Annotated in this window: 8 protein-coding genes; all 8 read left to right on the forward strand. The window is 39.8% G+C overall.

What is annotated here, in order from left to right; all coding sequences use genetic code 11:
- Positions 1-76 precede the first annotated feature (76 nt).
- The 8 genes from CLOAM_RS00355 (at position 77) to CLOAM_RS00400 (ending at position 13997) form a co-directional block, all read left to right on the forward strand.
- Positions 77-991 carry a helix-turn-helix domain-containing protein gene (locus CLOAM_RS00355; protein WP_232502682.1) on the forward strand — a complete coding sequence of 305 codons (915 nt, stop codon included), beginning with the start codon at positions 77-79 and terminating at the stop codon, positions 989-991.
- 430 nt (positions 992-1421) lie between these two features.
- Positions 1422-1859 carry a DUF6884 domain-containing protein gene (locus CLOAM_RS00365; protein WP_015423847.1) on the forward strand — a complete coding sequence of 146 codons (438 nt, stop codon included), beginning with the start codon at positions 1422-1424 and terminating at the stop codon, positions 1857-1859.
- Complete coding sequence (locus CLOAM_RS00370; protein ID WP_052293563.1) at positions 1849-2595, forward strand: hypothetical protein; 747 nt, start codon at positions 1849-1851, stop codon at positions 2593-2595. Before CLOAM_RS00365 ends, CLOAM_RS00370 begins: the two co-directional genes overlap by 11 nt.
- A gap of 807 nt (positions 2596-3402) precedes the next feature.
- Entirely contained in the window at positions 3403-5400 is a 1998-nt protein-coding gene (locus CLOAM_RS00375) for a peptidase associated/transthyretin-like domain-containing protein (protein WP_015423849.1), read from the forward strand.
- Between the two features lie 34 nt (positions 5401-5434).
- On the forward strand, positions 5435-7768 hold the full coding sequence (locus CLOAM_RS00380) for an OmpA family protein (protein ID WP_044278743.1): 2334 nt from the start codon (positions 5435-5437) through the stop codon (positions 7766-7768).
- 777 nt (positions 7769-8545) lie between these two features.
- Entirely contained in the window at positions 8546-9802 is a 1257-nt protein-coding gene (locus CLOAM_RS00390; RefSeq protein WP_015423853.1) for a T9SS type A sorting domain-containing protein, read from the forward strand.
- A gap of 736 nt (positions 9803-10538) precedes the next feature.
- Positions 10539-11150 (forward strand): hypothetical protein, encoded by a 612-nt coding sequence (locus CLOAM_RS00395; protein WP_044278744.1) that lies wholly within the window; start codon positions 10539-10541, stop codon positions 11148-11150.
- Positions 11151-11198: 48 nt separating this feature from the next.
- Complete coding sequence (locus CLOAM_RS00400; RefSeq protein WP_015423855.1) at positions 11199-13997, forward strand: M16 family metallopeptidase; 2799 nt, start codon at positions 11199-11201, stop codon at positions 13995-13997.
- Positions 13998-14016 lie beyond the last annotated feature (19 nt).

Here is a 14016-nt window from a genome sequence, read left to right on the forward strand (position 1 = left end):
CAAAAACTGGTAAAAGAAAAGATAAAAAAATATATAAATGGGTGTTATTGAGACAGGTAGAGGGAATGCACCCGTTATGAATACCTATATTAAAAAAAATGGTTGCCATCTCGACAGGATATCGGGATATGCAACCGTTATGAATACCTATATGGAAAACAAAATAATTATTGGTAGTCAGGATGTCGAGACTTATCGTCTGCAGATGGTTCAAGATGCGCTAAAATATGGAATTAAACCCTGCGCTCGCCAGTATCAGACAACGGTTAAAACAGTGCGTAAATGGGTAAAGCGATACCAACAATATAAGGAGGATGGTTTGAATGATCTTTCCCGTAAAAAAACACACTGTCTAATCAAGATTGATAAAGAAACAGAACTGCAGATTATTAAATGTCGCAAAGCTCACCCAGGTTGGGGTGCGAGAAGAATCAAAGAAGTCCTGGAACTCAACTTCTCGCATGTCTCTATCCATAGAGTAATCAAAGATGCTGGTCTGATTTTGCCGAAAAGAAAAAAATATAAGAAACGCAAAGATATGCAGGAAGTCCGAAAACAAAAGAAAGTATTTAGCCGGTTCCAAATAGATATAAAATATCTAACCGATATTCCTGAATTCGAAATCTGGAGATGGGAACATCATTTCCCTCTATATCTTATCTCTGCCAGGGATTATAAAACCGGTGCTATCTATCTTGCTTATAGCTACGAAAAATCATCTACTGCTACAGCTCTGTTTATCAACTACTTGCTCTCTTCTCTTCAAAACTATGGCATAAATCCTCAAACTATTATTATCCAAACTGATAATGGAAAAGAATTCATTAATCCTACTGACCGAAAAGTAACTTTATTTGAAAAAATAGTAAAGGAAAAATATCAGGAAACTCATTTTCTTATCCCCTACCGAAGACCTACCTGGAATAGTGATGTGGAGTCCTTTCATAACATTATTGAAGAAGAATTCTTTATCTTAAGAAAAACCGAATAATGAAACCGAACTCTTGGCTAAAACTTTCGCCTACCAAATCTGGTTCAATTCTTATAGAAATAATAGAGGTAGAAATAATCAAAACCCTGAACAAATCTTTCAATCTGAATTGAATACTGATAAACCTATTCCCCTGATTCCTCCAATTATTGTTGACAATTATATGCATCTGCTAGGAAAGGATATTAAGGGGGGATACTTTTTACCTTTACCACCCAATTTTTTAGGAAAAAGAACTTGACTTGTATTGACAAGCTGAAAATAATACAATTTATTGTTTGTTCCTACAGGGGCTGTGAGAAATGAGGGTTATTAGATGCCCTCAACTAAACAGAGAAACAATAAAGTTGGAATTGACACCAACTTTTGGAAATCAACTTATGTATTCTATATGAATATGCTTGGGAAAGTGCAAATAGTTAGGTAGAATATGGATGTAATAGGTTTAGTTCAATGTGGAGCGCAAAAAAAGGCAACAGCTGCTCCTGCAAAAGATCTGTATAATTCAAGTTTATTTAAAAAATCTAAAAGTTTCGTTGAATCTAAGTGTGACAAATGGTTCATACTCTCTGCTAAATATGGATTATTGCTTCCGGAACAAGTTGTAGAACCATACAATGAAACTCTAAAATCATACAGCGTTAAAGAAAGAGCTATATGGGCAGAATCGGTATTTGAAGATATTTCTAAGCACATTAACTCGGGAGATAAAATAATCTTTTTGGCAGGAAACTGCTACAGGCAATTTCTTATTCCCAAATTACAGGCAATGGGTATTCAGATTGAAGTTCCAATGAAAGGTCTTAGAATTGGAGAACAACTACATTATTTGGATGTTCAGAATCAAAGAAATAACTATGGAAAATGATATTGATTTACTCTATGAGTATCTACGAATCTTAGAAATAGGATTAAATGGGAAGAGGATCTTGAAACTATGTAATGGTCGGCAAATATTGCCGAAACAAGGGGTCTATTTTTTCTTTGAACCTGGTGAAATTAGATATAATAAAAACGATTTAAGAATTGTCCGGGTAGGAACACATGGAGTTAGTATAGGATCGAAATCTACTTTATGGGGCAGATTAAGAGCCCATAAAGGAACATCTAAAGGGTTTGGAAACCATCGCTCCTCAGTATTTAGATTGCATATAGGAGCAGCTCTTATGAATAAGTATCCAGAGCTATTCATAGAGACCTGGGGGAAAGGACAGAATGCTAATCAAGAGATAAGAAGTAAGGAAAGTGAACTTGAACAAAAGGTATCTGAATATATTGGATCAATGTCTTTCCTTTATTTGTCAATTATTGACGAAGCAACTTCTTCAAGTGATAGAGCTTATATAGAAAGAAATACAATCGGTTTACTATCTTGTTTAAATGGTAATAAAGATATGCCTTCTACGGGATGGCTCGGTCTGTATAGCAAAAATATAAAGATAAGGGAATCTGGATTATGGAACTTAGATTATGTAAAATATCAGTATGATCCTGATTTTCTTGATGTTTTTAAAGAATATGTTTCAATAACTCTGGGTAAAACATCAAATCCTGACAAACCTCTTGCACCACCAAACTGGAAGTTCAAGATAAACAATAAATAATACAAAATTTGGAGAGTAACTAAAAAAAGTATCCCCCTTTTTAATAAGCTCAGTTACTAAGGAAGAATTAATATACCGTTTCTACAATTCATCAAGAATTTACATCTGTAAAAAAATCCGAATAAGAAAACCACATAGTTTAGGGACATATTCAGCAATTGAGGTGCTGAATTAAAATCGTCTAAAAAACATATAAGCATTAAGTTCGTTGGTAAACTGTATTTTATTTGCAAAGTAAGAATTGGTTAGCTCAATTTTCCCCTAAATGGTAAAATTTCGGATTGGTATTAAGTATTATCCTAATCTATTTACCTGTTATCAGGTATTTACTGCTTTAGCATAAATTGCATATCAATACTATCGGTTACCTTACTTTTAAGTTATGGGTGCTATAGAACCCATAGCAAAGGTGGTCAAGTCCTTTCCGCTCAATACGATAAGAAAGACAGATATCTCAATAAACAATCAGATTGAAGGTGAGCTTATCATAATCGCAAGTCATACAATGCTATGCGAAATCCCATTTGAAAAAATCGTGATATCTTTAGCCCGCAAAAAAAACCGATTGGAAAAAACGGTGATCCAATTTGCAGTTTTTAGTGATCAAATATAGCTACATAGCTAATCGTTTATGTCTGTTACAATTTTTGAAATGAAATAATTCTTGACATTATTGACTGTATTCACACACTATCAAAAAATAGTAAGCCATGCTTCCAGACAGACCGTGCTAAGATGCGTAACTAAACACATTAAAGCAACTTGGCAATAGCGATAAATAATATCTCGTGATAGGAGGATTGGTCGATGAATAGACAGATCAGCATTATCGTATACATATTTTTACTGTTGGCTGTTTTGCCAGTATGGGCTCAGGAACTTACAGGTTTCGATGTCCAGAGGGTAAACCGACGTTATGAGATTACCTACAGAATTGATAACTTTTCCTGGGGTGATCGTTTCGATGTATTCTTTTTTGCCAGACCTGATGAAAATTCCGCTTGGTTCAAACTAAGGGCATTGGTGGGCCAATATCGCAATGTGGAGAGTAGTAATTCGTATAAAGTGCTCTGGGAACCGATTCTTGATCTGAAGGAGAATCGTAGCTACCAATTACGCCTTTTCGCAGTAAATCACAGATATCTGGGCTGGGATTATGACTACAACAAAATTAATGAAATAGGCCTGGCTTACCCTATAAGCAATCTTCAAGGTGTATCTTATCTCATCAACGGAGCAGAACTGAACTCATCGGTTCCGGTCGCGTTACCGGTTGGTAGCTATGAATTTAGCATTACCAAAGACGAAGTGATTCGTGGTTATAGCGAGGTTGATGTTCTGCCCTTCCGTTATATAGAACCGGAATTGGAATTCCAGGACGGCACCATCACTCTTACCTGCTCCGAGCCAGGTAGCACAATTAAGATAGACGGTAAGAGCCAGACCCCGGTGGAAAACATGAATATCCCTATCGGTATTCACCAGATCGAAGTGATTCCTCCAGCGGACGTGAAAGCCCTGGGAATTAAAAGCTTTACCGAGACCATCCACATTGATCCATTCGAGAATGTCGTTCGCGAATTCAGTTTCCCTTATGGTAAACTCAGTCTCACCAGCAATGAAGAAAATACTGAGTATTGGATAAATGAAACCCGTTATTCCAAAATCCATGACTTGAAGCTTAATCCGGGAACCTACATTGTTACTGCTAAAATTAATCCTACAGCTAACCCAGGTTACCAACTGGAAGAGACGTTCATCATTGTTCCAGGATCCGATATCAAGCATAATTTCGAGTTCAAATACGGCTTTATCACATTTAACGATAGATTTGAGACGAGTTCTTATCAGATAGACGATAACAGATATTTGACTACACCTAAAGATGTTAAGTTATTAATTGGTGATCACAATTACTATGTGTTCCCTCCTTCTCCCTACAAAAATCTGAGCGGTAGCTTTCATCTGGAAGAGGGCGACCACTATTCTAAAACGCTCATATTTGTTAAAGATCCTGATCTGGTTCGACAGGATCAGCGTCAAAGATTTTTCCGCACCACTCAGGTTCTTTTATCCCATATAGAAGTTGTGCAAATTTTCCGCATCGGTAAAGCTGATGACAGCGAAGATACAGCATCTTCAAATGACTACCAATCATTGGCCACTGGCTTATCCATCAACGGTATGTTTGCACACTCAATGCATTACAAGGATGATGTTGCCCAGTCCCATTTGATCAAGTATCCCACTACATACTGGGGCTTGGGCTTACTGGATAACTTTACTGCAGCCATAGCTCAAGACAATAGCAAACCGGTTCTCTGTTATGACTGGGTAGCTGGTGTGTTTGGCGTGAATATGCTTAATGATCGAGGAACAATATTCGGTAATTGGGAAATAAAAGCTACCTATGGTGGTCAGACACTTATTCACCCCAGCATGAAAGTAAACGGAGTAGAATATAAATATGTGCGCAAGTTTCGCGAAGAAAAATCCGAGGACGCCTCGGAAACCGACAAGCCAGATCGCTATATAAGCACATACTCTCTAGGTCAAGTTGCCATGGAGTCGAACTTGAGTATAGGTATCTCCAGCGGTAAAGCTGGATATCTGTATCTCTTCGGAGGAGCAAGATACCAAGGGGACTTCGGTGGAGGATGGTATCGTAGTGATGATATACATAACTGGGACACATTTGTAAGTGATAAACCCTCCGAGGTGTTCCTGCCAGAATTGCCTAAACGAAATGTAATCTACGATAGATTAACCTTCAAATTTGGCATCGGAATCAGATTGCCAATTTAGTATGACTGTTTGACAAAGATGAATGGGAGAACCAATGAAAAATATTAAAACTCAGATATATATAAGCATCTTATGCCTTTTGCTGACTGGAAGCCTGTTTTGCGCCAGCGTCAACGAAATCAGTTTCAATGTCCGCCAATTGCGTGAGTTTCTCACCTACACTCCGGATCTGGATGGCCAGATTCTCAGTGCTGCTGACAGTCTTGTTATCCAAAACCGTAAAGCTGAAATCCAGCAGGAGATCAATGCTCTGCTGGCTTCCAGCCGCGAGCGCTACACTGTGGAGGATATCACAGTGCTGGGCTATCTTCAAGACCAAGGCGTGCTCTCTATTGAAAACCGGGAGTTCAAACGCAATATGAAGATCCGGATGTCGCAGGAGGAGGCAGAAGTCGTGACCAGCCACCCCGGTAACTTCTATCTGGAAGCTTTGCGAGAACTGGATCAAAACCTGAGTTGGGTCTATTACAACTGGACCCTCAAGGGCTACAACACCATATATTATGAAGAGGAAGAAGAGATCAACAACATCCCCGAAATTGAGTTGGTCTCCATCAACCCGGAAACAATGTTCGACATCTCCTACCAGCTATATAAACAGAATCAAACCGCCAAAACTGCCCTGGAAAACTACCAGGATGGTGATTACAGAGTTTCGCTGAACCAATTTCTGGCTGAAGTACGCACCGGAGACATGCCTGCCACTCATTATTTCTGGATTGCTATGAACTATCTGGAACTGGGGGAGATCAGCAATGCCAAGTATTATTTAGAACAATATCTTCAAACCTTTGACCCGAATTATGTGACCATAGCACAGCACTACCTGGATTTGATCGCGGAGCAAGAGAATGTCTTTCGCCGGGTTCAGGTCAATGAGAATCCAATCTACCTCTCCAGTGACGAGGGAGAATCCCATTTTACCGTCAGTCCCGATGGAACCTATCTATATTTCTGTTCCGGACGTCCAGCCGCTTTTGCGAAAACCAATATCTGGAGAGCAGAGCGTTTGAACAATTCCTGGGCTTATCCAGAGCTCGTGGAAGCTCTCAGTACAAATAGCGACGAAGCGCTTTGTTCATTCTCCTCCAATGGTATGCGTGCCTACTTGATGGGAAAATATGAGCAAGGCAGGCAGGACTATGATATCTACACCAGTGATGATAAAAACGGTTGGACCAGTCCCGTTCGTCTGACCGCAGTCAACAGCGACCAGCAGGAAATTGATCCCTATGTCTATCAGGACCGCTTGATGCTATTCAGTTCAAACCGTCCAGGCGGCTTTGGAGGTTATGACATCTATCTAAGTATCTACAACGACGGCAGTTGGCAGCGCCCATTCAACCTGGGGGCTAATGTCAACACCGCAGGTGATGAAATTGCTCCCTTCCTGGATTGGGATGGCAAGACCATTTTCTTTTCCAGCAACGGCTATCGCGGTTTTGGAGGATATGACATTTACAAGGCAGTGGTACTGGATGGAGAAGCAAAGACCTGGTCCCGGGCCGAAAATGTTGGAGCTCCGGTCAATTCTGCTTACAACGACAGAGCTTTCTATCACCTGCGCAATTCCAATGAAGCCATTTTGCTTTCAGACCGTGCCCGGAGAGGCGTTTTAGGTATACACCCTCTCAGCCTTGAATACGCACCCCGATCCTACTTTATCAAGGACAGCGATGGTCAGGTCAAACGTGTGCAGGATAAGGACAACACCTCACCACTCAGCGGATTGCTTACCCAAGAGGTGGAAGAGGAGTATCTGGAGATTTGGGGAACTGTGCTCAATGATAAAAATGTTCCAGTGCAGGCGGAATTGCGTTTCAGTTACGACCGGGACGGAATTCATTATCACGATCTGGCAAGACCGGACGAGCAGGGAAACTATTCCATATATTTGCCAGTCAGCAAGGAGTATATCCTTGATACCAATCCCAGCGGTTACTCTATGTATTCCACCAGAATCAAACCGCCTAGTCAAAGCAGCCGAGTTCGTCAAGATCTGCGATTGGAACCTCTGGATCTAGATAAAGTATTCGTGTTCAGCAATATCCAATTTGACTATGACAGTGCTGTCCTGAAGGCAGAATCATATCCGATTCTCAATGAGATTGCCCTCACGCTTCTGAACAACCCCACAATTCGGGTCGAAATTTCCGGCCACACTTGCGAGAACCAAGGTGGAGAGAAGTATAACACCACATTGTCTGAAAACCGTGCTGCCGCTGTATTAAGTTACCTGAAGGGAAAGGGCGTTAACGCAAACAGGATGATCTCGGTTGGTTATGGTCTCAGTCGTCCCCTGAACAACAATCTCTCCGAAGAAGACAAAGCCCTGAACCGACGAGTGGAAGTCAAGATCATCAAATAAGCTGGATTTGCTGCTCTAAATCCTGAGTTTCACCCAGGCGTTTGATTACTATCCTCCTAAGGATTTCGTCCGGGAGCAAGTCAATATAGCGTTTTTAGACCATAACCTTTACCAAGTCGTTTGGTCTTATTACAGGTTCAATTTCAAATAGAGTGGGTGAGCACAAAAAAAGAGCTGAAAGGATTAGTACATTTTTTAGACCTTATTTCTAAACCATCACCTAAAGGAGCACTTTATGACCAGTCCTCTCGGAAACCAAATTTGTGAAGTGTTACTGAACTTGCAAGGATATTGTGCAACCAATCTAACCGAAGAAGAGTATCAAGGCACCAAGGAAGTGCATATACCCATTAAAAGCACCAGGCAGAATATGTGCCCGAAGTGTTATAAACCATTGCCCATATATGATACTAAAATAAGGCACATAGGGCATGCTTTAATATCTTGTCGTTCAGTGGTATTGGCCGTAACCCTCAGGCGAACTCAGTGTCCTGTATGTGGCGTCAATACTGAATATCAGGCATTTTGCCAGTTGATAAAAGCAATTAACCCAGCACAAATAATCAGGCAAAAAGCCATAAATCAGAACCTATGGGGGATTGTGACTTGTTTCGCCAAACAAAATATTGTTTGACAAGATTTTTATTGAAATAAACTTAATTTGTTTGAGAGGATAGAGATAGAAATAGGAAGTAAAAGAACCATTGACAGAAAACATAAGTTATGACATAATAAGATGATAAGGACTTTAAAAATAAAAATATAAGGAGGTGGACAATGAAACGGAGCCACTATCTTTTTATAACTATCTGGCTAATGGCTATGGCTGCCCTATTGGGAGCTCAAGAAACGCCACAAATAGTAGATGTTGATCAATTACCCTTTAGTGTCGGTGATGTCTCCGATGCCGTAGTGATGGGCAACTTCTGCTATATAAATACTTGCCTGCCATTTTACCTAGTAAAGATAGACCTCTTAACTAAAGAGGTAATCTGGCAACAACCCAATTCTTATACTGGGAGTCCTGGATATAGTTTAGTCAAGACCCCTGATGGAAATTTGTGCTATAGCGACGGATCAGAAATTGTTAAGATAACACCCAATGGCGATATATGCTGGTCTCGTGACTTAAGTTCTTATAGTAGTTGCATTTCCATATCTAATACGAGCAATAATTTTTTAACATGTTATGGTAATTATAGCAATTTAATTCTGTTAAACTATGAAAACGGCGCTATCCTAGGAAACTGGGCTATTCCGACAGGAGGAAATCACTACTCTTATCATTTTGCTATAGCTAGTTCTGATTCTATCTTTTACTGTTTTGACAATACTAGTCATGGCACAACTTCTAATACCGCTATTAAACTAACCAAGGTCCAGATTAATACTGCGGCAGAAGTTATCTGGAGTTTTGAGGTGCCAGATTTATTACAGCCCGTAGGTTTAGTAGATGATAACATCATCTACTTTGGCGGCCAACAATTAGATCCCTGGACAAATACTCTCCTGTATAAAATTGAGGATATGGGAGACAATTACCAACTGGTATCTACCACTGACATAGCTGGACCGGACACTACCGCCCATGTCCATCACCTTCTACTTAATAACCATGAGCTATTGCTTTCCTGTCTTATTGTTTTAGGAGATGACCCTAATGGACAAGATGGCAGTGCTTTATCAATGTTCTGCTATAACCAGAATATGAACCTGGTCTGGCAAATCTCTCAAAATATCCTGCCATTTTTTGTCACCCAGGCCGTAGCTTTATCTGATGATGCCGCTAAACTCTATGCTATTTCTATCTATCGGCAAACTTATAGTGGTCCAGATACCAACTGGCTCACTGAAATTAGTTTGCCAACCCCGGTCACGGATCCAGTCCTTACTCCTAATATTAATGATGTCTGCTATCCTAATCCCTTTAGAAATAGCACCACCATTAAATTTGAGATGAATAGCCCTGCCAGCACCAGCATTGCGGTATATAACATTAAAGGACAAGTGGTTCGCCATTTAGTGCAGTCCTAAAAATTTAGTCCTGGAGAACAAACTATTCTCTGGGATGGTCAAGATGACCGCGGGCGGACAGTGCCAGCAGGAATCTATTTTTATAAGATTAACAGTGGAGGGTATTGCTCCAGTAAGAAAATGGTCTTAATAAAATAAAACAAAAACCGGAATCAAAATATTAGATTTAGATTGGGAGTTCTATCTTTCTTCTTACGAGGGGCTTACGCCACCATCGCTATCGTTGTGTCGCCCTTTGGGCTTTTAAGGAATCTCAACCATATAAACTCTCTAAACCTTCTCAACCCTCTAAACTTTCTCAACCCTTTTTTCCGAGGGGCTTACGCCACCATCGCTATCATTGTGTCGCCCTTTGGGCTTTGAAGGAATCTCAACCATATAAACTCTCTAAACCTTCTCAACCCTCTAAACTTTCTCAACCCTTTTTCCCGAGGGGCTTACGCCACCATCGCTATCGTTGTGTCGCCCTTTGGGCTTATTGGCAGAGGGCAAAGGGCAGAGAGCAAAGGGAATCTCAACCATATAAACCCTCTAAACTTTCTCAACCTTCTCAACCCCATTTTCCGAACCCATCGCTATCATTGTGTCGCCCTAAAGGGTTTTCAGAGAGTAAAAAGACATCAGCAACTTATACTACCTATTATAAAAACAGGAGTGGATATGGTCAACCAACAATTTCCTTGACATAGTGTTTGCCTGAAAAAATGAATAATTATTGTAAGAAGAGGTGAGAATAATGAAAGAGAGAGTTTGCTTAATCCTGGGGTTGGCGGCTATTCTGTTAATGCTTTCTGCTTGTGAATCCGGAGGGAAATTGCAGGTTTTTAACCGTTGTTCATATCCTGCTTATATTAAAGTGGAAAATATGGAACAAAAGACAATTCCTGCAGGGGAAAGTGTTAGCATTAATATAGATACCGACACGCAAAATATTTTCACTGGTGAAGTGAAAAAGAAACTACCTATTTGGCTGGTAGGAGAGACCTTTAGTATTTTTGATGAGTATCAAAATGCTTATCTGGATTCTACTTGGATTGAAGTGAAAGCGGGAAAAACATACAGTATTTATCTTAATCCTAATCGTGCCAGTGTGAAAGTAATAAACAACTCTGACCAAATAATCAGCTGGGCAGAAATTTGGCAACATAGTCCTTTAACTTATTATCAGGTAGGCGTTATGTATAATATTTTGCCTGGAGAAAGCCGATTTTTGCGTGTGGATTATGGAAATAAATATTACTATCAGGTAGAAATATACCTTCCGGATGAGTCGCATTACACTTTTGGCGACAGCGAAAACATTTTGGCAGTGGACGAACAATATGTAGTTAATTTTAATCCAAACTAAAGAAAGCGGGCAAGCTATCAGGGCAAAATAAAAATACAAGGAGTAATTATGAAGAGGACCTACCTCGGCTTAATCCTACTATGCTGTATTCTGACTTTAAGTGCAATCCTTCCTCCTGAATACGCAAGTTTTCCTTTGGAACAAGACCCGGATGTAATATCCGGCACTTTGGATAATGGCTTGAAATATTACATCAAGCAAAATGCAAAACCGGAAAAACGACTTGAACTACGGCTTTTCATCAATGCCGGAAGTGTTGTGGAAGATGATGATCAACTTGGGCTGGCACATTTTGTAGAACATATGGCTTTCAACGGCACTAAAAATTTCCCCAGAACGGAAATGGTGGATTATCTTACTTCTATTGGAATGGGTTATCACAATGGCTTAAACGGTGGAACAAGTTATGACTATACTGTTTATGAATTTAAGCTTCCTACTGATGATGAAGCCAAAATGCGGAAAGGAATTTCCATTCTTTCGGATATTGCCTGGCAAGTAAGTTTTGAGCCCGCTGAAATTGAACGTGAAAGAGGTGTTGTAATGGAAGAATGGCGTCTGGGACAAAATGCACAAAGAAGAATTCAAGACCAAATAGATAAAGTTCGTTTTGCCGGTTCTCGTTATGCCGAAAGGAATCCTATCGGAACAATTGAAAACCTTAAGAACTTTAAGCACGAGAGTTTAATTCGTTATTATCAGGATTGGTATCGTCCCGATTTAGAGACCGTCTTTATTGTGGGTGATTATGATCCCCAAAAATTGGAAGGTTTAGTTAAGGAATACTTTGGCGTTATTCCTAAAAGAGAAAATCCGCGTCCCCGCATTAATTATCCTGTTCCCGATAATATTGAACCGAGAGCTGTAACGGTTTTGGATAAAGAACAGCCCTATACAATGATAAGAAGCACCTGGAAAGTTAAGACCACTCCTGTAACTGATTTGGGTTCTTTGTATAATGAGATGAAACAGGATTTGTTTTTCACGATGATTAATGCCCGTTTGGAAGAGCTTAGTCAACAACCCGATCCGTCTTTTTCTTATGCCTTTATGTTTAATGCTACTTGGCTGAAGGGTTTTAATGCTACGGATTGTTTTATGCTTGCCAATGAAGGTCGCAGTGAAGATGCCTTCAGAACTTTGATAACGGAATTGACTCGAGTGCGTCAACACGGTTTTCAACCTGGTGAATGGGAACGAGCCAAACAAATAATGATTAGACAGGCGGAAAAATGGGTTGCCGATAAACCGACAATGGATTCCGAAGATGTAATTTGGGAGCTTTTGGATGCTGTAATGTCTGAAGATACAATTCTCAGCGCTGAAACCTATGAACAAATGCTGAAAGGGCTGATCTATGAAATTGGCTTAAGCGAAGTGAACGACATTGTTGATGATGTTATTACCTCTGAAAATCTTACTTTAAGTTTAGCCGGAACGGATAAACCAGGAGCAAAATATCCCTCGCGCGAGGATTTGCTGAATATTTATCAGCAGTCAATTGCTCAGGAACTGGAACCTTGGGAAGATATAACCGTGAATGAACCGCTTTTGGAAACAATTCCCATTCCGGGAAAAATAACTAAAGAAAAGGTCTTTCCCAAGTCCGGAATCAAACAATGGGTTCTTTCCAATGGAATAACCGTATACAGCAAAAAAACGGATTTTAAGGCAGATGAGGTTATTCTGATAGCACAAAGTCCCGGGGGAAAAGCAAAACTGAAACCGGAAAATTATAAATCTGCCGACTTATTATCCCAATATTTCAGTGTATCGGGTTTTGGTAATTTTGATGCTCCTTCTTTGCAAAAGGCATTAGCAGGCAAAATTGTGTATGTTTATCCAACAATTTACTCTTATTCAGAGGGTTGGAGAGGTTCTTGTTCTCCGCAGGATTTGGAATTGATGTTCCAAATGCTCTATCAATATAATTATGCTCCCAGATATAATGAAGAAGCATTTTCTGCAGCTGTTGCCTCAACCAGGGCTCGGGTTCAAAACTATTTGCTGGAACCATCAAACGCTTTCTTTGATACTTTAAATGTGCTGATGTTCAATAATCATCCTCTGAAAAGAAATTTGCATCCGGAAGACCTGGATAGCGTTACTCTGAAACAGTTAAAAGATATTTTCCAAGACCGCTTTGGCGATTACACCGATTTCACTTTTTATGTTGTCGGCAATTTTGCTGAAGACCAATTAAAGGATTATTGCCAAACATATTTAGCCAATTTACCGGCAAAGGGAAGAAAGGAAAAAATGACCGATGCCGGCGTTAGAGCTTTTAACGGGAAAAAGGAAATCAGTTTCAATAAAGGCACTGAACGCAGTTTTGTATCTAATGTAACAAACAATAAGGCATCGTTTTCCCCGCAAAACAATGTGCAGCAATCCGCTCTGCAAATGATTGCTTACGAAAAACTGCGGGAAAATGTTCGCGAAAATATGAGCGGTGCTTATGTTGTTGAAATTCAGAGTTTTTATGACTTTCTGCCTAAACCTGGCGTTTTCACTTTAACCTTGATGGGTTGTGATCCTGAAAGAGCCAAGGAATTGAATGCCGCTATCTTTGCCACTTTGGATAGCTTGAAAAACGGACTTTTTGCGGATAAATATATAGAATCCACTAAAACCACTCTGCATAAAAAGTATGAAGAAAACATCAAGTCCAATAGATACTGGGTGAATAATATGAGTGAGAATATTTCTTACGGCTTACCGATTGACTGTTTTCTGGATTATCCTGTGCTGTATGACAAACTGGATAAGAAAGCTATAACCAAAACCGCTAAACAGTATTATGTTTTTGATAAGTCCTTGCTCTCCGTATATATGTTTCCGGAGTAAAAAAAAGCACTCACGGATT

It is taken from the genome of Candidatus Cloacimonas acidaminovorans str. Evry (assembly GCF_000146065.2).
Taxonomy (GTDB): Bacteria; Cloacimonadota; Cloacimonadia; order Cloacimonadales; family Cloacimonadaceae; genus Cloacimonas; species Cloacimonas acidaminivorans.

What these genes read in the sequence shown, in the direction of transcription:
- CLOAM_RS00355 (WP_232502682.1), top strand. Translation starts at nt 77, where the DNA reads ATGAATACCTATATTAAAAAAAATGGTTGCCATCTCGACAGGATATCG.
- CLOAM_RS00365 (WP_015423847.1), top strand. Translation starts at nt 1,422, where the DNA reads ATGGATGTAATAGGTTTAGTTCAATGTGGAGCGCAAAAAAAGGCAACA.
- CLOAM_RS00370 (WP_052293563.1), top strand. Translation starts at nt 1,849, where the DNA reads ATGGAAAATGATATTGATTTACTCTATGAGTATCTACGAATCTTAGAA.
- CLOAM_RS00375 (WP_015423849.1), top strand. Translation starts at nt 3,403, where the DNA reads ATGAATAGACAGATCAGCATTATCGTATACATATTTTTACTGTTGGCT.
- CLOAM_RS00380 (WP_044278743.1), top strand. Translation starts at nt 5,435, where the DNA reads ATGAAAAATATTAAAACTCAGATATATATAAGCATCTTATGCCTTTTG.
- CLOAM_RS00390 (WP_015423853.1), top strand. Translation starts at nt 8,546, where the DNA reads ATGAAACGGAGCCACTATCTTTTTATAACTATCTGGCTAATGGCTATG.
- CLOAM_RS00395 (WP_044278744.1), top strand. Translation starts at nt 10,539, where the DNA reads ATGAAAGAGAGAGTTTGCTTAATCCTGGGGTTGGCGGCTATTCTGTTA.
- CLOAM_RS00400 (WP_015423855.1), top strand. Translation starts at nt 11,199, where the DNA reads ATGAAGAGGACCTACCTCGGCTTAATCCTACTATGCTGTATTCTGACT.